The sequence below is a fragment of the Pseudomonas veronii genome (assembly GCF_001439695.1).
GTDB lineage: Bacteria > Pseudomonadota > Gammaproteobacteria > Pseudomonadales > Pseudomonadaceae > Aquipseudomonas > Aquipseudomonas veronii.
On record NZ_JYLL01000006.1, the window covers coordinates 317,251 to 337,357 of the forward strand.

Genomic DNA, 20,107 nt, shown 5'->3' on the forward strand with positions numbered 1-20,107 from the left:
TGCAGTGGGTCAGTCACCCGTGCAGTGGTGGAATGACCACCTGTTTGACTGCATTCCATCGCGTTACAGCAGGGATTTGGCCGGCATCGGCGTCAGGCCACGCCTGGCATTCAGCCCGTAATACAACACGCCGCCCAACGCCGAACCGGTAAACCAGCCATAGCTGTAGAACCAGCTGAACACGTCGCTGCCCAATGACAGCAAGGTCAGCACCACCGGCACGCCAAACGCGACAAACCCGCTCCAGTTCCACGCCGGGTACACGTCGTCACGGTACAAACCGGCGAGGTCCAGGCGCTGTTTGCGCGTGATGAAGTAGTCCACCACCATGATCCCGGCGATCGGCCCCAGCAGGCTGGAATAGCCGAGCAACCAGTTGGAATACACCGTCTCCAGGCTCACATCGGAAACGATCAGCCCGAGCTTCTTCAGCAGCTCGTGGCCCATCAACACCAACCCCACCAGGCCGGTGAGAATCACTGCCGAAGTGCGGTTGATCAGCTTGGGCGCGATGTTCTGGAAGTCGTTGGTGGGCGACACGATGTTCGCCGCCGTGTTGGTGGACAAGGTGGCGACGATGATCAATGCCATGGCCACGGCGACCCACACCGGGCTCTGGATATGCCCGATCAGCGTCACCGGGTCGGACACGCTGACGCCCACCAGTTTCACCGACGCGGCGGTCATGATCACACCGAGGGCGGCGAACAGGAACATGGTCAGCGGCAGGCCGAAAATCTGCCCGAGGATCTGGTCCTTCTGGCTCTTGGCGTAGCGGCTGAAGTCGGGAATATTCAGCGACAAGGTGGCCCAGAACCCCACCATCGCGGTCAGGCCGGCCATGAAGTAACCGGTCAGGCTTGCACCTTCGGGGCGTTTGGGCGGGATCGCCATCAACTCGCTGAGGGATACGTTCGGCATCGCCCACACCAGCAGGCCAATGCCCACCGCCACCAGCAGCGGTGCCGACAGGGTTTCCAGGCGCTTGATCGACTCGGCGCCGCGCAGCACCACCCACAGGTTGAGGGTCCAGAAGATCATGAAGCCGATCACCTCACCGGTGCCGCCCAAGGCCTTCCACCCCTCGAAAATCGAGCCCAGGAACAGGTGAATCGCCAGCCCGCCGAACATGGTCTGGATGCCGAACCAGCCGCACGCCACCAGCGCTCGGATCAGGCACGGCACGTTGGAACCGAGGATGCCGAACGACGAACGCAGCAACACCGGGAACGGAATGCCGTACTTGGTACCGGGGAAGGCGTTGAGGGTCAGCGGGATCAGCACCACGATATTGGCCAGGAGGATCGCCATCAGCGCCTCGCCCACCGACAAACCGAAGTACGCGGTAAGCACCCCGCCCAGCGTGTAGGTGGGCACGCAGATCGACATGCCGACCCACAGCGCGGTGATGTGCCACTTGTTCCACGTGCGTTCATGCACCTTGGTCGGTGCCATGTCGTGGTTGTAGCGAGGGCTGTCGAGGACGTCGGGGCCGGCGTCGAGTTCGTACAGGCCGTTGCGTTCAATAACTTGCGATCTGTTCTGTTGCATGGCCGCTCCACGGTTTTTTCGAATTATTGTTGCTCACCTGCAAGGTCGGTGCAGGTGGCCGGAGTACCTCGTAAACAACATGACATCAAGGGTCCGGCCAGCCGCCACTGCACTCAATAAACGTGCCGACAACCCGCCCTGACCCTGCACCGCATATATAACTCGCTGATGTTTATCAGCTTTATTTCAAACGCCGATGAGTCCTTCGGTACTTGCCGCGTGACGCAGGCTGGATAACGCGCAAGTTGTCCGAACGTTCAGGACTCAATCTGGTGCAACACAATTATTTTTATTTACCGCCGCCGTCAAGTGGCATGTCTCAAGCGCCTGATTTGCAATAAGAAATGTTGTTCATATTTGGAACCTGTCAAGTGCGTCAAAATGGTGATCAGTCGCCACATTTTGGTGATTTTTATTTTTTATCCTTATATTTCAATCAGTTAAAACACAACTAAGCGTAGGAAAAATCTTCTTGCTCATTCTAAAAACACCGGCTAGTTTCTATTCCTGTCACCGATGACAGGTTTTTACCAAGCCTGTGCTGAAAACAACTACAACACTTAGAACTGGCACCAGCCGGTCAAGCCTGTGAGGAACTCGACATGTCGCTGTTGATCCGTGGCGCCACCATCATTACCCACGACGAAAGTTACCGCGCCGATGTTTTATGCGCAGACGGTCTGATTCGCGCAATTGGCACGGGCCTGGATATTCCCGCTGGCACCGAAGTGCTCGATGGCAGCGGCCAATATTTGATGCCCGGCGGCATCGACCCGCACACCCATATGCAACTGCCCTTCATGGGCACCGTGGCCAGTGAGGATTTTTTCAGCGGCACGGCGGCGGGTCTGGCGGGGGGCACCACCTCGATCATCGACTTTGTGATTCCCAACCCGCAGCAATCCTTGCTCGAAGCCTTTCACCAATGGCGCGGCTGGGCACAGAAGTCGGCGGCCGACTATGGCTTTCACGTGGCGATCACCTGGTGGAGCGAGCAGGTGCGCGAGGAAATGGCCGAGCTGGTCAGCCATCACGGCGTCAACAGCTTCAAGCATTTCATGGCCTACAAGAACGCGATCATGGCGGCCGACGATACCCTGGTGGCCAGCTTCGAACGCTGCCTGGAGCTGGGCGCGGTACCCACCGTGCATGCGGAAAACGGCGAGTTGGTGTATCACCTGCAACGCAAACTGATGGCCCAGGGCATCACCGGGCCGGAAGCGCACCCGCTGTCGCGTCCGTCCCAGGTCGAGGGCGAAGCGGCCAGCCGCGCGATCCGTATCGCCGAGACCATCGGCACGCCGTTGTACCTGGTACACGTCTCGACCAAAGAGGCGCTGGATGAAATCACCTATGCGCGCGGCAAAGGCCAGGCGGTGTACGGCGAGGTGCTCGCCGGGCACTTGCTGCTGGACGACAGCGTCTACCGCCACCCCGACTGGCAGACCGCCGCCGGCTACGTGATGAGCCCGCCGTTCCGCCCGCGCGGGCATCAAGAGGCGCTGTGGCATGGCCTGCAATCCGGCAACCTGCACACCACCGCCACCGACCACTGCTGCTTCTGCGCCGAGCAGAAAGCCGCCGGGCGTGACGATTTCAGCAAGATCCCCAACGGCACCGCCGGTATCGAAGACCGCATGGCGCTGTTGTGGGATGAAGGGGTCAACACCGGGCGCCTGTCGATGCAAGCGTTCGTCGCGCTGACCTCCACCAACACCGCGAAGATCTTCAACCTCTACCCGCGCAAAGGCGCAATCCGCGTCGGTGCCGATGCCGACCTGGTGCTGTGGGACCCCGAGGGCACGCGCACGATTTCCGCCAAGACCCACCACCAGAACGTCGACTTCAACATCTTCGAAGGCAAGACCGTGCGCGGCGTGCCGAGCCACACCATCAGCCAGGGCAAGCTGGTCTGGGCCGACGGCGACCTGCGCGCCGAACGCGGTGCCGGGCGGTATGTGGAACGGCCGGCGTATCCGTCGGTGTTCGAGCAGTTGAGCAAGCAGGCTGAGCGTTCCAAGCCGGTTGCTGTGAACCGCTGAGACCGCTATCGGGGGCAAGCCCCCTCCCACAATTGACCGCATGCTTTCAGACACAATGCGATCACTGTGGGAGGGGGCTTGCCCCCGATGAGGTCAGCCCAGGCAACAAAAATGCCCGCCAGAGGCAATCCGAAAAAAACCGTGAGGCCCACACCGTGATCCAGACCCTGACCCACCTCCCCCATCCCCATGAAGACGGGGCGACCCTCGCCAGCCATTTCACCGACCTGGCACCGCCCCTCAACGCTCGCCAGGCGCAACTGGAAGCCTCGCGCTGCCTGTATTGCTACGACGCGCCGTGCGTGAATGCGTGCCCCAGCGAAATCGACATCCCGTCGTTCATCCGCAACCTCCACACCGACAACGTGCAAGGCGCCGCGCAGAAGATTCTCTCGGCCAATATCCTCGGCGGCAGCTGCGCCCGGGTCTGCCCCACCGAGATCCTGTGCCAGCAAGCCTGCGTGCGTAACCACGGCGAAGAATGCGCGCCGGTGCTGATCGGCCTGTTGCAACGCTACGCCATCGACAACGCGCACTTCAGCGAACACCCGTTCCAGCGCGCCGCCACCACTGGCAAGCGCATCGCCGTGGTCGGCGCCGGACCGGCCGGCCTGGCCTGCGCCCATCGCGCCGCGTTGCACGGCCACGATGTGGTGATCTTCGAAGCCCGGGAAAAAGCCGGCGGCCTGAATGAATACGGGATCGCCAAGTACAAACTGGTGGATGACTTCGCGCAGAAGGAGCTGGAGTTCCTGCTGCAGATCGGCGGCATCGAGATCCGTCACGGCCAGCGCCTGGGCGACAACCTGTCGTTGAGCGAACTGCACCAGCACTTCGATGCGGTGTTCCTCGGCCTCGGCCTGGCCGCCAGCAAGCAACTCGGCCTGCCCCATGAGGACGCCCCCGGCCTGCTCGCCGCCACCGACTACATCCGCGAACTGCGCCAGGCCGACGACCTGAGCCAACTGCCCCTGGCCGACCGCTGCATCGTGCTCGGTGCCGGCAACACCGCCATCGACATGGCCGTGCAAATGGCCCGCCTCGGCGCCCGCGACGTCAACCTGGTGTACCGCCGGGGCCTGGCGGACATGGGCGCCACCAGCCATGAGCAGGACATCGCCAAGGCCAATCAGGTTCGCCTGCTGACCTGGGCCCAGCCGGAGGAAGTGCTGCTGGACGAGCAAGGCCATGTGCGCGGCATGCGTTTCGCCCGCACGCACCTGGACAACGGGCGCCTGCAACCCACCGGCGAAACCTTCGAACTGGCCGCCGATGCGATCTTCAAGGCCATCGGCCAAGGTTTCGACAACGCCGCACTGCACGACCCGCTGGCCCAGCAACTGCAGCGAGTCGGCGAACGCATCTTCGTCGACGAGCAACTGCGCACCAGCATCCCCGGCGTGTATGCCGGCGGCGACTGCATCAGCCTCGGCCAGGACCTCACCGTACAGGCGGTGCAACACGGCAAGCTGGCGGCAGAAGCCATGCACGCCCAACTCATGCTCAACGTGGAGGCTGCGTAATGGCCGATCTCTCGATTGTCTTCGCCGGTATCAAAGCCCCCAACCCGTTCTGGCTGGCCTCCGCGCCGCCCACCGACAAAGCCTACAACGTGGTCCGCGCCTTTGAAGCCGGCTGGGGCGGCGTGGTCTGGAAAACCCTCGGGGAAGACCCGGCGGCGGTCAACGTGTCGTCGCGTTACTCGGCGCATTACGGCGCCAACCGCGAGGTGCTGGGCATCAACAACATCGAGCTGATCACCGACCGCTCTTTGGAGATCAACCTGCGCGAAATCACCCAGGTCAAAAAGGACTGGCCGGACCGCGCGCTGATCGTGTCGCTGATGGTGCCGTGCGTCGAAGAGTCCTGGAAAAACATCCTGCCGCTGGTGGAAGCCACCGGCTGCGACGGCATCGAGCTGAACTTCGGCTGCCCCCATGGCATGCCGGAGCGCGGCATGGGCGCGGCGGTCGGCCAGGTGCCGGAGTATGTGGAACAGGTGACGCGCTGGTGCAAGACGTACTGTTCGCTGCCGGTGATCGTCAAGCTCACGCCGAATATCACCGACATCCGGGTGGCGGCGCGTGCGGCGTATCGCGGCGGTGCGGATGCGGTGTCGCTGATCAACACCATCAACTCCATCACCAGCGTGGACCTGGAACGCATGGTCGCCCTGCCGACGGTCGGCACCCAGAGCACCCACGGCGGTTACTGCGGCTCGGCGGTCAAGCCGATCGCGCTGAACATGGTCGCCGAAATCGCCCGCGACCCGCAGACCCACGGCCTGCCGATCTGCGGCATTGGCGGCATCGGCAACTGGCGCGATGCGGCGGAATTCGTCGCCCTCGGCTGCGGTGCCGTGCAGGTGTGTACGGCGGCGATGCTGCATGGCTTTCGCATCGTCGAAGAAATGAAGGACGGCCTGTCGCGCTGGATGGACAGTCAGGGCTACACCAGTCTGCAGGATTTTTCCGGGCGCGCCGTGGGCAATACTACGGACTGGAAGTACCTGGATATCAACTACCAGGTGATCGCCAAGATCGATCAGGCCGCCTGCATCGGCTGCGGGCGTTGCCACATTGCCTGCGAAGATACGTCGCACCAGGCCATCGCCAGTTTGAAACAAGCGGACGGCACGCATAAGTACGAAGTGATCGATGACGAATGCGTGGGCTGCAACCTGTGCCAGATCACCTGCCCGGTGGCCGATTGCATCGAGATGGTGCCGGTGGACACCGGCAAGCCGTTCTTGAACTGGACCCAGGACCCGCGTAATCCGTACCGGGAAGCGGTGTAGTCCTGTAGAGCGCTATCGGGGGCAAGCCCCCTCCCACAGTTGACCGCATTCTTTCAGACAAAATGCAGTCAATGTGGGAGGGGGCTTGCCCCCGATGAGGCCCTCAGCCTCACCACAAGCCTCAAGGCTCAAGCCTCAAGGCTCCAACCCAATCCCGCGCAAAATCACACTGGTCACCGTCTGAATCGCCCTCTCGAACTGCATATCCGACAACGGCTGGTGATCGTTCAGAATCTTCACCTGATGATCAAAGTCAGCGTAGTGCTGGGTCGAGGCCCAGATCATATACAGCAGGCTCGCCGGCTCGACCGGCAGGATGCGTTTGTCTTCCACCCATTGGCGAATCTTCGCTTCCTTCATCTTGGCCCAGTCGTACAGGCTTTCATCCAGCGCCTCACCGAGCGTCGGCGCGCCGTGGATGATTTCGTTGGCCCAGACTTTCGACCCATACGGCCGCGTGCGCGAGCGTTGCATCTTGGCGCGGATGTAGCTGCTGAGCACCACTCGCGGGTCATCGAAGGTTTCGAAACTCAGGGCATCCTGCTTCCACACTTCCAACAGATCGAACAGCACTGCGCTGTACAGCTCGCTCTTGGTGGTGAAGTAGTAATGCAGGTTGGAACGCGGCAATTGCACTTCGGCGGCAATATCGGCCATGGCGGTGCTGCCATAGCCCTTCTCGGCGAAGATTTTTTCCGCCGCTAGCAGGATTTTTTCGACGTTGACCCGACGAATTCCGATCTTGTGCTTGCCCATAAGGGCTCCCCGACAAAGACATAACGGAAAGACTACCACCCGCTCTAGATCGGGGCGACAGGAGGAGCCGAAACTTCGTACACTGCCCGTCCTATCCTTTGATTGGTATTGCTCAATGTTGATCAAGAAAACCCTGACCACCGTCGCTCTGCTGGCTTCGCTGCTGGGCGCCTCGGCGGCGTTTGCCCATGCTCACCTCAAGAGCGCGACGCCTGCGGCAGACAGCAGCGTCGCGGCACCGAACGATGTGCGCCTGACCTTCAGCGAAGGCGTGGAGGCGACCTTTTCCAAGGTTTCCCTGAGCAAGGACGGCACCGAAATCGCAATCAAGGGCCTGGCAACGCCGGATGCCGACAAGAAAACCCTGGTGGTGACGCCCGCTGCGCCCCTCGCAGCCGGTACCTACAAAGTGGTGTGGAACGCGGTCTCGGTCGACACCCACAAGAGCAACGGCGAATACAGCTTCAAGGTCGGCCAATAACCTATGGCGACGCTGCTGGTGCTGTGCCGTTTCCTGCATTTCATCGTCGTCTTGTTGATGTTCGGGGCCTGTGTATTCAGGCCCTGGCTGATGGGCAATGCACCGCAGTTGGCGCTGGACCGGCAAGTGCTGCGTATCAGCCGAGCACTGGCCTGGCTCGGGCTCGGCTCCGGCGTGGCCTGGTTGCTGCTGATCACGGTCAGCATGGCCGGCAGTTGGGACGCCGCACTGCAACCGGCCACTGTGCAATTGGTGCTGGGCAAGACCTTTTTCGGCCAAGTGTGGCTCTGGCATCTGCTGCTCAACGTGCTGCTGTTGATCGCCTTGATCAAACCCTGGTCGGCGTTGCGCCTGCCCTTGATCGGCCTGCTGCTGGCGACCCTGGCCCCGGTCGGTCACGGCGCCATGCTCAACGGGCTCAGCGGCCAGTTGCTGATCCTCAATCAGGTCGTCCACCTGGCGTGCGTGGGCGCCTGGCTTGGCGGTCTGCTGCTGTTGGTATTGATCCTGCGCCAACCGCAGCGCCATGGGCTGGAGCCGATTCTGCGGCGTTTCAGCGGCGCGGGTTATGGCCTGGTCGCCGGCTTACTGGTCACCGGCTTGATCAACGTGCGTGTATTGACCGGGCAACTGTGGCCCACCCCGCTGTTCAACGGTTTCGCCCTGATTCTGCTGATCAAGGCGATGCTGGTGCTGGGCATGTTGGCCCTGGCGCTGCTGAACCGCTTGCGTATCGAGCGCTGCGAACAACGACTGGAGACCTTGAAGGCCAGTGTGACGGCTGAATGGTTACTAGGTATTTCAGCGGTAGCCGCCGTCTCCCTCCTCGGCACGCTGCCCCCGATGGCGATGGCCGGCTGAATCCATAGTCAGCTTCCCCACTGGCCCACGACCACTTCTGCTCAGTGAAGCGTAGTCATCGTATAACTTCTGATTGACAAGCCACAAAAACCCCGCAAATATCGCCCCAATGTTGTACGACGACGTATGACAAATAATAAAAACAACAAACCCAAGGGAGCGTCACTGTGCGTCCATCCGCCCGCAATTCCTCCTCGCGTCTCGGCCTTATCGGCCTCGGCAGCCTGGCTTTCACCCTGCCCCTCATCGCCCAGGCCGAAGGGTTTGTCGACGACGCCAAGGCCACGCTCAACTTACGCAACGCCTACTTCAACCGCAATTTCACCAACCCGTCCAACCCCCAGGCCAAGGCCCAAGAGTGGACGCAGAACTTCATCCTCGACGCCAAATCCGGCTACACCCAGGGCACCGTGGGCTTCGGGATTGATGTGCTGGGCCTGTACTCGCAAAAGCTCGACGGCGGCAAAGGTACCGCCGGCACCCAGTTGCTGCCGGTTCACGACGACGGTCGCCCCGCCGACAACTTCGGGCGCCTGGGCGTGGCGCTGAAAACCAAGCTGTCGAAGACCGAACTGAAAGTCGGCGAATGGATGCCCGTGCTGCCGATTTTGCGTTCCGACGATGGCCGTTCCCTGCCGCAAACCTTCCAGGGCGGCCAGGTCACCTCCAATGAAATCGCCGGCCTGACCCTCTACGGCGGGCAGTTTCGCGGCAACAGCCCGCGCAACGATGCGAGCATGGAAGACATGTTCATGAACGGCAAAGCCGCCTTCACCTCAGACCGCTTCAACTTCGGCGGCGCCGAATACACCTTCAACGACAAGCGCACCCAGGTCGGCCTGTGGTACGCCGAACTGACCGACATCTACCAACAGCAGTACCTCAACCTGACCCACAGCCAGCCGCTGGGCGACTGGACCCTGGGCGCCAACCTCGGCTTCTTCAACGGCAAGGAAGACGGCAGCGCCCTGGCCGGCGACCTCGACAACAAAACCGCGTTCGCCCTGCTCTCGGCCAAATACGGCGCTAACACCTTCTACGTCGGCCTGCAGAAACTCAGCGGCGACAGCGCATGGATGCGGGTCAACGGCACCAGCGGCGGCACCCTGGCCAACGACAGCTACAACGCCAGCTACGACAACGCCAAGGAGAAATCCTGGCAACTGCGCCACGACTTCAACTTCGCGGCGCTCGGCGTTCCGGGTCTGACCCTGATGAACCGCTACATCAGCGGCAGTAACGTCCACACCGGCACGATCACCGATGGCAAGGAATGGGGCCGCGAATCGGAACTGGCCTACACGGTGCAGAGCGGTGTTCTGAAGAACCTCAACGTGCGCTGGCGCAATTCTACCATGCGCCGGGACTTCAGCAATAACGAGTTCGATGAGAACCGGGTCTTCGTCAGCTACCCGATTTCGTTGCTTTAAAGATCTAAAACCCGGGCACATCCATTGTGGGAGGGGGCTTGCTCCCGATGACGGTGTATCAGGCAATGTCTCTGTGACTGACCCACAGCCATCGGGGGCAAGCCCCCTCCCACATTGACAAGCGGGGACTCTCTAACAATACTTCGGCATAGTCATACGACAACCTACAACAAAAACTGGAATCCAGATGACCACCACTACCCCAGCGCCCTTCAACCGCCTCCTCCTCACCGGTGCCGCCGGCGGCCTCGGCAAAGTGCTACGCGAACGCCTGCGGCCGTATGCCCAGGTGCTGCGCCTGTCGGATATCGTCGACATGGCCCCCGCCGGCGCCAATGAAGAAGTGCAGCCCTGCGACCTGTCCGACAAACACGCGGTACACCATCTGGTCGAAGGCGTCGACGCCATCCTGCATTTCGGTGGCGTATCCGTGGAGCGCTCGTTCGAAGAAGTCCTCGGCGCCAATATCTGCGGGATTTTTCACATCTACGAAGCCGCCCGCCGCCATGGCGTCAAGCGCGTGATTTTCGCCAGCTCCAACCATGTGATCGGCTTCTATCAACAGGGCGAGCACCTCGACGCCCACTCGCCGCGTCGCCCGGACAGTTACTACGGGCTGTCCAAGTCCTACGGCGAAGACATGGCCAGCTTCTACTTCGACCGCTACGGCATCGAGACCGTGAGCATCCGCATCGGCTCGTCGTTCCCCGAACCGCAGAACCGCCGGATGATGCACACCTGGCTGAGCTTCGATGACCTGACCCAACTGCTCGAACGCGCGCTGTACACGCCGAACGTCGGCCACACCGTGGTCTACGGCATGTCGGCCAACCTCGACACCTGGTGGGACAACCGCTACGCCGCACACCTGGGCTTCACCCCCAAAGACAGCTCCGAAGTTTTCCGCGCCCAGGTCGAGCGCCAGCCGCCGCTGGCCGCCGACGACCCGGCCAAGGTCTACCAGGGCGGTGCGTTCTGCGCCGCCGGGCCGTTCGGTGACTGACGTCACACTAACCCAAGGGAGTGAGTTGCCATGACCGCTGAATTGATTGTCGACGCCCGCAACGCCGTAGGCGAATGCCCGGTGTGGGTGCCCGAAGAAAACGCCCTGTACTGGGTGGATATTCCCAACGGCGGCCTGCAACGCTGGAGCGCCGCCACCGGCCATATCGACGCGTGGAAAGCCCCGCAGATGCTCGCCTGCATTGCCCGCACCGATGCGGGCAACTGGGTCGCCGGGATGGAAAGCGGCTTTTTCCAGCTCACCGCGCACAACGACGGCAGCCTCGACACCACGCCCCTGGCCGAGGTCGCGCACCCGCGCGCGGGCATGCGCCTGAACGATGGGCGCTGCGATCGCCAGGGCCGGTTCTGGGCCGGCAGCATGGTGCGGGACATGAGCGCAAATGCGCCCGCAGGCATCCTCTACCGTTACGCGTCGGGCGCCGCGCCGCATGCGCAGTTGGACGGTTTTATCACCCTCAATGGCCTGGCCTTCAGCCCCGATGGCCGCACGATGTATGTCTCGGACTCGCACCCGCTGGTGCAACAGATCTGGGCTTTCGACTACGACACCGACACCGGCACACCGTCCAACCGCCGCGTGTTTGTCGACATGCAGCCACACCAAGGCCGCCCTGACGGCGCGGCCGTGGATGTCGACGGCGGCTACTGGATCTGCGCCAACGACGCCGGCCTGATCCACCGCTTCACCCCCGACGGTCGCCTGGACCGCTCCCTGCGCGTGCCGGTGAAAAAACCCAGCATGTGCGCCTTTGGCGGCAGTCGCCTGGACACCCTGTTCGTCACCTCGATCCGTGACGACCAGAGCGAGCAGTCGCTGTCCGGCGGCGTATTCGCCCTCAACCCCGGCACGACAGGACTGCCCGAACCCCGCTTCGCCCTCTAGCTGCATCGCTGTGCCTTGAATACAACAATAACAAGACAGGAGTGACCGCTCATGGACTTCAAACGCACCTTGCTCGCCGCCGCAATCTTCACCCTCAGCAGCGCCGCCCACGCGCTGGAAATCAAATTCGCCGACATCCACCCCGCCGGCTACCCCACCGTCGTGGCCGAAGAGAACATGGGCAAGGCCCTCACCCAAGAAAGCAACGGCGAACTGACCTTCAAGTACTTCCCCGGGGGCGTCCTGGGTTCGGAAAAAGAAGTCGTCGAACAAGCCCAGGTCGGCGCGATCCAGATGACCCGGGTCAGCCTCGGCATCGTCGGCCCGGTGGTGCCGGACGTGAACGTGTTCAACCTGCCATTCGTGTTCCGCGACCAGGCGCATATGCGCAAAGTCATCGACGGCGAGATCGGCGATGAAATCCTCGCCAAGATCACCAACTCCGAATTCGGCCTGGTCGCCCTGGCCTGGATGGACGGCGGCACGCGCAACCTCTACAGCAAAAAACCGGTGCGCAAGATCGAAGACCTCAAGGGCATGAAGATTCGCGTGCAGGGCAACCCGCTGTTCATCGATGCCTTCAACGCCATGGGTGCCAACGGTATCGCCATGGACACCGGCGAGATCTTCAGTGCCTTGCAGACCGGGGTGATCGACGGTGCCGAGAACAACCCACCCACCCTGCTGGAACACAACCACTTTCAGAACGCCAAGTACTACACCCTCACCGAGCACCTGATCCTGCCCGAGCCGATCGTGATGTCGAAAATCACCTGGAACAAGCTCACCCCCGCGCAACAGCTCATGGTGAAAAACGCCGCCAAGGCCGCCCAGGCCGATGAGCGTGTGCTGTGGGATAAAAAATCCGCCAGCAGCGAGGAAAAACTCAAGGCGGCCGGCGTGGAGTTCATCCGCGTCGACAAACAGCCCTTCTACGACGCCACCGCCGCGGTTCGCGCCAAGTACGGCGCGCCTTACGCCGATATCATCGCGCGCATCGACGCCGTTCAATAACCCGCCCTGCCTCTCGCATAAGGCCCGGCGCGGTCGGCATCGACGCGCCCGGTCACGGTGAACGCCATGAAGAATCTAGTGCTGCGCATCAACGACCGCCTCTACATGACCTGTATCTGGGTCGCCGGCCTCTCGGTCCTCGGGGTAGCGCTGATCATCCCCTGGGGCATCTTCGCCCGCTACATCCTCGGCACCGGCTCCAGCTGGCCGGAGCCCACCGCCATCCTGCTGATGCTGGTGTTCACCTTTATCGGCGCCGCCGCCAGCTACCGCGCCGGGGCGCATATGTCGGTGGCGATGATCACCGACCGCCTGCCTGCGCGCCAACGCCAGGTTGTCGGCATCCTCTCGCAACTGCTGATGGGCACCATCTGCCTGTTCATGACCATTTGGGGCAGCAAGCTGTGCCTGTCCACCTGGAACCAGTTCATGAGCGCCATCCCCACCCTGCGCGTGGGCATCACCTACATGCCGATCCCGATCGGCGGGTTGCTGACCCTGGTCTTCGTGGTGGAAAAACTCGTGCTCGGTGACCAGAGCAACCGACGGGTCGTGCGCTTCGATCTGGTTGAAGAAAGCGAAGGGGCTGCCTGATATGGACGCATTGATTCTGTTGGGCAGCTTTGTCGGCTTGATCCTGATCGGCATGCCAGTGGCCTATGCCCTGGGCCTGTCGGCGTTGATCGGCGCGTGGTGGATCGACATTCCGTACCAGGCCCTGATGATTCAGATCGCTGGCGGGGTGAACAAGTTTTCGCTGATGGCGATTCCGTTCTTCGTGCTGGCCGGCGCGATCATGGCCGAGGGCGGCATGTCGCGGCGGCTGGTGGCGTTCGCCGGGGTGCTGGTGGGTTTTGTGCGCGGCGGCTTGTCCCTGGTGAACATCATGGCCTCGACGTTTTTCGGTGCGATCTCCGGCTCCTCGGTGGCCGACACCGCCTCGGTCGGCTCGGTGCTGATCCCGGAAATGGAGCGCCGTGGCTACCCCCGGGAGTTCGCCACGGCGGTGACCATCAGCGGCTCGGTGCAAGCACTGTTGACCCCGCCCAGCCACAACTCGGTGCTCTACTCCCTGGCGGCGGGCGGCACGGTGTCGATCGCCTCGCTGTTCATGGCCGGCGTGGTCCCGGGCCTGCTGATGAGCGCGTGCCTGATGGTGCTGTGCCTGATCTTCGCGAAGAAGCGCGACTACCCCAAGGGCGAAGTCATCCCGCTCAAGCAAGCGCTGAAAATCTGCGCCGACGCACTGTGGGGCCTGATGGCCATGGTGATCATCCTCGGCGGCATCCTGTCGGGCATCTTCACCGCCACCGAGTCCGCCGCGATCGCGGTGCTGTGGGCATTCTTCGTGACCATGTTCATCTACCGCGACTACAAATGGAACGAGCTGCCCAAGCTGATGCACCGCACGGTACGCACCATTTCCATCGTGATGATCCTGATCGCCTTCGCGGCCAGCTTCGGCTACATCATGACCCTGATGCAGATCCCGGCGAAGATCACCACGCTGTTTCTGACCCTGTCGGACAACCGCTACGTGATCCTGATGTGCATCAACGTCATGCTGCTGTTGCTCGGCACGGTGATGGACATGGCGCCGCTGATTTTGATCCTCACGCCGATCCTGCTGCCGGTGGTGCTCGGCATCGGCGTCGACCCGGTTCACTTCGGCATGATCATGCTGGTCAACCTCGGCATCGGCCTGATCACTCCACCGGTCGGCGCGGTGCTGTTCGTGGGAGCGGCGGTGGGCAAGGTGAGCATCGAGAACACCGTGAAGGCGCTGCTGCCGTTCTATGGCGTGCTGTTTTTGGTGCTGATCGCGGTGACTTACATTCCGGCGTTATCGCTGTGGCTGCCAGGGCTGGTGCTGTGATGCTGATTGAACTGGAAGATCACCTGACCCACCTCACCCTCGCCCCGGCCGTGGGCGGCAGCATCGTCAACTGGCGCGTGCGCGCCAGCGGCCAGCCCCTGCTGCGGCCTAGCGATCAAGCGGCGCTGGACAGCGGCCTGCCCGGCAAACTGGCCTGCTATCCCCTCGCGCCGTGGTCCAATCGCATTGCCAACGGCGGTTTCGACACGCCCGCCGGCTGGCTGGCACTCACGCCCAACAGCGCGACCGATCCGCTGCCGATTCACGGTTCGGCCTGGCAACAGGCGTGGCGCGTGGTCAGCCAGTCGGCGGATGAAGTGCTGCTTGCGCTGGAATGCGCCACGCCGTTCGCCTATCGCGCCGAGCAGCGGTTTGGGTTGAGCAACGGCGTGTTGAGTATCGGGCTGAGCGTGACGCATCTGGCCGAAGCCGCCGCGTGGCACGGTTTGGGCTTGCATCCTTACTTCCCGCGCCGGGCGGGTACGCGGTTGCAGGCCAAGGCTGGGCAGGTATGGATGAGTGATGCGTCCAAGCTGCCGACGGCGCTGGCACCTGTACACGCCGATTGGGATTTCCAACAGCTCAAGGGATTGCCCCAAGCGTTGGTCGACAACGGGTTTTGCCAGTGGGACGGGCATTGCCGGATCGAACAGCCGGAGCTGGGTTATGCCCTGGAATGCCAGGCCACCGGCGCCGATTACTTCTTGCTGTACTGCCCGCCGGGGCTGGGGTTCTTCTGCATCGAGCCGGTGAGCCATCCGGTGAATGCCCATCACTTACCGGGCAGGCCGGGCCTGAAACTGCTGGAGCACAACCAGTCGACCCAACTCAATTTCACCCTGAAATACATTCCAACTGTGGGAGGGGGCTTGCCCCCGATGGCAGTGTGTCAGCCACTACATGCATGACTGACCCACCGCTATCGGGGGCAAGCCCCCTCCCACATTTTTAACCCGGTTCGGCTTCCAGGATCAGGTCGGCTATAAGGCCGCCTCGCTTTGGCGTTGGTTACTTTGGGGCTTTTCCAAAGTGACCCGCCGTAAGGGCGGAACCCATAGCAGCCATGACCGCAACAATGGATATGTACTCAACCCAACCCAAAAAGCTGGTCAGCCCAGAGACCGCCATCGGGGGCAAGCCCCCTCCCACATTGGATCTCCTTTGTATTGGCGACCCCATGACACGCCCTATCAGATCCAGCCAAGCCAGCTCCAGTACGTCGCCGCAAACACCAACATCAACAAGTAACCCATCAGCGTCACCAACACCCCCACCTTGGCAAACTGCCGCGCCGTAAACGTCCCGGTCCCCAGGCACACCATGTTCTGCGGCGCATTGATCGGCAGGATAAACCCGTAGCTCACCACAAACCCCAACAGCATGGTCATCCCCAACCGGTTGAACTCCCCCGGCAGGGTCTGCAACACCGCAATCAGGATCGGCAACAACGCCGAGGTCAACGCCGTCGCACTGGCGAACCCCAAGTGGATCACGATCAAAAACGCCCCGAGGATGGCAAACACACCCAACGGCCCGACCTGGTCCAGCCCGGTGTGCGCCACCACTTGCGAACCCAGCCACTGCCCGGCCTGGGTGGTCAGCAACGCCGTGCCGAGGCTGATGCCGACGCCAAACACAATCACCGTGCCCCACGGAATCCGCGACTGCACATCCTTCCAGGTCATCACGCCGATCCCCGGCAACAGCAGGAACACCAGCCCGGCATAGGTGGTCGAGGTGGTGTCGAAATTGTGCAGGCGCCCTTCGGTAGCCCACGCCAACAGCAACAGCACCGACACGGCGAGCAGGCGTTTTTGCGGGCCGGTCATCGGGCCGATGTCCACCAGCGACTGGGCCACGGCTTCTTTGCCGCCGGGGATGCTGTCGCTTTCCGGCGGCAGCAGTTTGATCACCAGGAACAGCAACACCGCCGACATGATCAGCGCCCATGGTGCGCCGGCAATCAGCCAGTCGATCCACGACACGCGCTGGCCGAGCATCTTGTCCATGAACCCGACGGTCAGCAGGTTCTGCGCGGCGGCAGTCTGGATGCCGACGTTCCAGATGCTGGTGCCCTGGGCCACCACGATCATCAGGCCGGCGGCGATGTTGGAGCGTTTATCGACGCCAAACGCCGCCACCACGCCCATCATGATCGGCACCACGCAGGCACTGCGCGCGGTGGCGCTGGGTACGACGAGGCTCAGGAGAATAGTCACCGCGATCGCCCCCAGCAGAATGCCGCGGGTGCTGGTGCCGACCCGGGTCAGCGTGACCAAGGCGATGCGCCGATCCAGGCCGGTGTGGGTCATGGCGGCGGCGATGAACAACGCCCCCGCCACCAGGGCCAGCGCCGGGTTGGAGAAGCCGGTCAGCGCCATGCCGATGGCCGGGCTGGAGCCGATCAGGTGCGCGGGGTCTTGCAGCGACGGCGCGGTGCCGAGCAAGAACGCCATGAGCGAGGTGATCATGATCGCGCTGGCCTCATAGGACACCGCCTCGCTGATCCACACCACCACCGCAAACGCGAGGATCGCCAGCATGCGATGCCCGGCCACCGGCAAATCCGCGGGCAGCGGTAACAGCAGCACCCCGACCATCACCAGTACAGCGACGACCAGGCCCAAGGGCAACTTGAATGATGCAGCGGTTGTTGCGGGGGCGCTCATGGGGGAGTCTCCGTCGGCGTCAAATCAGGCTGGGAGCATGGCGCAAAATGCCGCACGCGGTGTTGACAGGTATCAAACCTCTAGGCCAATAACTGACTCAACACCGCCCGCAACTTCCCGGGCTTGACCGGTTTGTTCAACAACGGTGCGTCCAGCCGCCGCAGGATGCGCCGGCACTGGTCGGTGCGGTCGGCGCTGATGATCACCGCGGGAATCGTCTGGGCAAAATGCTCGCGCAGGTACTTGACCACCTCACAGCCCACCACGCCGTGGTCCAGGTGATAGTCCGCCAGGATCAGTTCCGGCGCCCTGCCCTGCAATGCCAGCAACGCGCCGGCCTGGTCGGTGGCCGTGACCACCTCGCAGCCCCACTGCCCGAGCAGCGCGCTCATGCTTTCGAGGATGCTGACTTCGTTGTCCAGCACCAGCAAACGCCGCCCCGGCAGCGGGTTGCCGGTGGTCGGTTGCGTGGGCAGTTGGCTGATGGCCAACGGCATTTCTTCGCTGATCGGCACTTCGAGGCTGAACATCGACCCGCGTCCCGGCCACGAGCGCACCGCCACCGGGTAACCGAGGATCTCAGCGATCCGCTCGACAATCGCCAGCCCCAGGCCCACGCCCTTGCGGTCCGAGGCGCGGCCGACGTCCAGTTGGTTGAATTCGAGGAAGATCGCGTCGAGCCGGTCGGCCGGGATGCCGCGCCCGGTGTCCCACACTTCCAGGCGCAGGTGATCGCCGCGGCGACGGGCGCCGAGCAGGATGCAGCCGTCGTCGGTGTAGCGGCAGGCGTTGCTGAGGAAATTACGCAAAATCCGCGTCACCAGGCGCAGGTCGGTCCGGATCGCGTAATGGCCGGTGTGTGCGCGCAGATTCAGTCCGGCGGCCAGGGCGACGGACTGGAATTCGGAGACCAGCGGCGCAAACAACTCATCCAGGCGATACAGCGCCACGTCCGGCTTGACCGCTGCCTGGTCGAGCCGCGAGATATCGAGCAAGTCGGTGAGTAAATCCTCGGCACCTTCCAGGGCCTGGTGCGTGCGCTCCACCAGCACCTGTTCGACGCTCGGCAACGACCGTTCGCGCAGGGTGGCGATCAACAGCCGTGCGGCGTTGAGCGGCTGCAACAGGTCATGGCTGGCGGCGGCGAGGTACTTGTCCTTGCTGCGGTTGGCGGCCTCGGCGGCGTCGCGGGCGTCGCGCAGCTCCTGTTCGACCTGTTCGCGCTGGGCGACCTGCTGTTGCAGGTTGCGGTTGGCTTCGAGCAGTTCATCAGTGCGCGCCGCCACCCGCTGCTCCAGCTCATCGTTGAGGCGGATGTAGCGGTTGCGCTCGGCCTCCAGCTCATCGAGGCGGGCCGTGAGTTCCGGGTAGTGGCTCTTGCGCGCCGACTGGTCGCCCAGCCCCAGCAGCCCGGCCAGGGCGCGCTGCTGGTCGTCAGAGAGCTTCGCCATAGACGACCTCGACGTCACGCTGGCTCGATTCGCGGGGGTTGGTGAGGATGCACGGGTCGTGCATGGCGTGCTGGGACAGGAACGGAATGTCCGCCACCCGCACGCCGTGCAGGCCGAGGGTTTCGTGGAAGCCGATGGCACGCTTCAGCGCGATCAGATGCTCGACCAGCCGCCCGCGGATCTGCGGATGAGTCAGGCCGCGGCAGTCGATGCCGAACGTCTCGGCAATCACCTTGAAGCGCTCCGGCGCCGAGTTGTAGTTGAACGCCACCACATGCTCCACCAGCACCGCGTTGCACAGGCCGTGAGGCAGGTCGAGGAAGCCGCCGAGGCTGTGGGACATGGCATGCACCGCGCCGAGGATCGCATTGGAGAACGCCAGCCCCGCCTGCATGCTGCCGAGCATGATCTTCTCGCGCAGGGCGATGTCCGCCGGGTTGGCGATCATCTGCACCAGGTTGCCGTTGATCAGGCGCATGGCTTCCAGCGCGTGGGGGTCGGTCAGCGGGCCGTGGCCGGTGGAGACGAACGCCTCGATCGCATGCACCAGCGCATCGATGCCGGTGCAGGCGGACAGGAACGGGTCCATGCTCGCCGTGGTTTCCGGGTCGATCAGCGACACGTCCGGCACCACCGCCTTGCTGACAATGGAGAACTTCATGCGCTCCTGCTGGTTGGAAATGATCACGAACTGCGAGACATCCGCCGAAGTGCCGGCGGTGGTGGGGATCAGGATCAGCGGGGGGCTGGGCACGCGAATGGTGTCCACGCCTTCGAATTCGAGGATGTTGCGCCCATGGGCGACCACGATGCCGATGGCCTTGCCGCAGTCCATCGGGCTGCCGCCGCCGATGGCCACGATCACGTCGCAATGGTTGTCGCGGTACACCTCGGCACCGAGCATGACTTCTTCGACGCGGGGGTTGGGTGAGACGCCGCTGTACAGGCAGTAATCGATGCCGATGGCCTGCAGGCTGGCTTCCACGTCGGCGACCCAGCCGGCGGCGATCACACCGGGGTCGCTGACCACCAGCACTTTGCGCGCACCAAAGGTCTTGGCGTAATTACCGACGTTGTGCCGGCAGCCGGCACCAAAGATGATTTCAGGCGAAACGAACTTACGCAGAAGGCTGAGATTTGGGCTCATTGGAAAGCCTGTTTTTATTATTTTTGAGAGATGCGCTCCACACTAACCCATCCGCGCGCGAATGCAATCAGACCAAAGAGTCATTCCCCAAACGACCCCGGCCAGCGCGAGGCTGGCCGGGGG

The 20,107-nt window shown here is 62.8% G+C and carries 17 protein-coding genes; 12 read left to right on the forward strand and 5 right to left on the reverse strand.

Translation table 11 applies throughout. The features are described 5' to 3' along the window. Positions 1 to 63: 63 nt before the first annotated feature. Positions 64 to 1,551: an NCS1 family nucleobase:cation symporter-1 gene (locus TU80_RS11045; RefSeq protein WP_046485631.1), complete on the reverse strand. Its 1,488-nt coding sequence runs from the start codon at positions 1,549 to 1,551 to the stop codon at positions 64 to 66. Positions 1,552 to 2,153: 602 nt separating this feature from the next. Between TU80_RS11045 and hydA the strand changes: the two genes are divergently transcribed. The 3 genes from hydA (at position 2,154) to preA (ending at position 6,390) form a co-directional block, all read left to right on the forward strand. Beyond that, positions 2,154 to 3,593, forward strand: a complete 1,440-nt coding sequence (gene hydA / locus TU80_RS11050; RefSeq protein WP_057004477.1) for a dihydropyrimidinase — start codon at positions 2,154 to 2,156, stop codon at positions 3,591 to 3,593. 155 nt (positions 3,594 to 3,748) lie between these two features. Then, entirely contained in the window at positions 3,749 to 5,116 is a 1,368-nt protein-coding gene (locus TU80_RS11055) for an NAD(P)-dependent oxidoreductase (RefSeq protein ID WP_057004478.1), read from the forward strand. After that, positions 5,116 to 6,390, forward strand: coding sequence for an NAD-dependent dihydropyrimidine dehydrogenase subunit PreA (gene preA, locus TU80_RS11060; RefSeq protein WP_017847462.1), 1,275 nt, complete (start codon positions 5,116 to 5,118; stop codon positions 6,388 to 6,390). The genes TU80_RS11055 and preA overlap by 1 nt, the downstream gene beginning before the upstream one ends. A gap of 135 nt (positions 6,391 to 6,525) precedes the next feature. On the opposite strand, the gene TU80_RS11065 is transcribed toward preA, so the two are convergent. Further along, positions 6,526 to 7,146, reverse strand: coding sequence for a TetR/AcrR family transcriptional regulator (locus tag TU80_RS11065; protein ID WP_017847463.1), 621 nt, complete (start codon positions 7,144 to 7,146; stop codon positions 6,526 to 6,528). 115 nt (positions 7,147 to 7,261) lie between these two features. Here TU80_RS11065 and copC point away from each other — a divergent pair, with 115 nt between their 5' ends. The 9 genes from copC to TU80_RS11110 all read left to right on the forward strand — a co-directional run bounded on the left by copC (position 7,262) and on the right by TU80_RS11110 (position 15,625). After that, on the forward strand, positions 7,262 to 7,627 hold the full coding sequence (gene copC / locus TU80_RS11070; protein WP_017847464.1) for a copper homeostasis periplasmic binding protein CopC: 366 nt from the start codon (positions 7,262 to 7,264) through the stop codon (positions 7,625 to 7,627). A gap of 3 nt (positions 7,628 to 7,630) precedes the next feature. After that, positions 7,631 to 8,488: a copper homeostasis membrane protein CopD gene (copD, locus tag TU80_RS11075; RefSeq protein ID WP_057004479.1), complete on the forward strand. Its 858-nt coding sequence runs from the start codon at positions 7,631 to 7,633 to the stop codon at positions 8,486 to 8,488. Between the two features lie 167 nt (positions 8,489 to 8,655). Then, on the forward strand, positions 8,656 to 9,918 hold the full coding sequence (locus TU80_RS11080; RefSeq protein ID WP_046382825.1) for an OprD family porin: 1,263 nt from the start codon (positions 8,656 to 8,658) through the stop codon (positions 9,916 to 9,918). A 187-nt stretch (positions 9,919 to 10,105) separates the two neighbouring features. Further along, on the forward strand, positions 10,106 to 10,921 hold the full coding sequence (locus TU80_RS11085) for an NAD-dependent epimerase/dehydratase family protein (protein ID WP_046382824.1): 816 nt from the start codon (positions 10,106 to 10,108) through the stop codon (positions 10,919 to 10,921). Between the two features lie 30 nt (positions 10,922 to 10,951). Beyond that, positions 10,952 to 11,827, forward strand: a complete 876-nt coding sequence (locus tag TU80_RS11090) for an SMP-30/gluconolactonase/LRE family protein (RefSeq protein WP_057004480.1) — start codon at positions 10,952 to 10,954, stop codon at positions 11,825 to 11,827. A gap of 51 nt (positions 11,828 to 11,878) precedes the next feature. Then, complete coding sequence (locus TU80_RS11095) at positions 11,879 to 12,841, forward strand: TRAP transporter substrate-binding protein (RefSeq protein WP_057004481.1); 963 nt, start codon at positions 11,879 to 11,881, stop codon at positions 12,839 to 12,841. A 66-nt stretch (positions 12,842 to 12,907) separates the two neighbouring features. After that, positions 12,908 to 13,435, forward strand: a complete 528-nt coding sequence (locus TU80_RS11100) for a TRAP transporter small permease (RefSeq protein WP_057004482.1) — start codon at positions 12,908 to 12,910, stop codon at positions 13,433 to 13,435. A 1-nt stretch (position 13,436) separates the two neighbouring features. Next, positions 13,437 to 14,717, forward strand: coding sequence for a TRAP transporter large permease (locus tag TU80_RS11105; RefSeq protein ID WP_046382820.1), 1,281 nt, complete (start codon positions 13,437 to 13,439; stop codon positions 14,715 to 14,717). After that, a complete protein-coding gene (locus TU80_RS11110; protein ID WP_057004483.1) occupies positions 14,717 to 15,625 on the forward strand; it encodes an aldose 1-epimerase in 909 nt (302 codons plus the stop codon). Before TU80_RS11105 ends, TU80_RS11110 begins: the two co-directional genes overlap by 1 nt. A 282-nt stretch (positions 15,626 to 15,907) precedes the next feature. On the opposite strand, the gene TU80_RS11115 is transcribed toward TU80_RS11110, so the two are convergent. From TU80_RS11115 to ercA, 3 genes are all read right to left on the reverse strand, one after another. Continuing rightward, complete coding sequence (locus tag TU80_RS11115; RefSeq protein WP_017847473.1) at positions 15,908 to 17,386, reverse strand: DASS family sodium-coupled anion symporter; 1,479 nt, start codon at positions 17,384 to 17,386, stop codon at positions 15,908 to 15,910. An 80-nt stretch (positions 17,387 to 17,466) separates the two neighbouring features. After that, positions 17,467 to 18,837 carry an ATP-binding response regulator gene (locus TU80_RS11120; RefSeq protein ID WP_017847474.1) on the reverse strand — a complete coding sequence of 457 codons (1,371 nt, stop codon included), beginning with the start codon at positions 18,835 to 18,837 and terminating at the stop codon, positions 17,467 to 17,469. Continuing rightward, positions 18,821 to 19,984: an alcohol dehydrogenase-like regulatory protein ErcA gene (ercA, locus tag TU80_RS11125; protein ID WP_017847475.1), complete on the reverse strand. Its 1,164-nt coding sequence runs from the start codon at positions 19,982 to 19,984 to the stop codon at positions 18,821 to 18,823. Before ercA ends, TU80_RS11120 begins: the two co-directional genes overlap by 17 nt. Between the last annotated feature and the right edge of the window lie 123 nt (positions 19,985 to 20,107).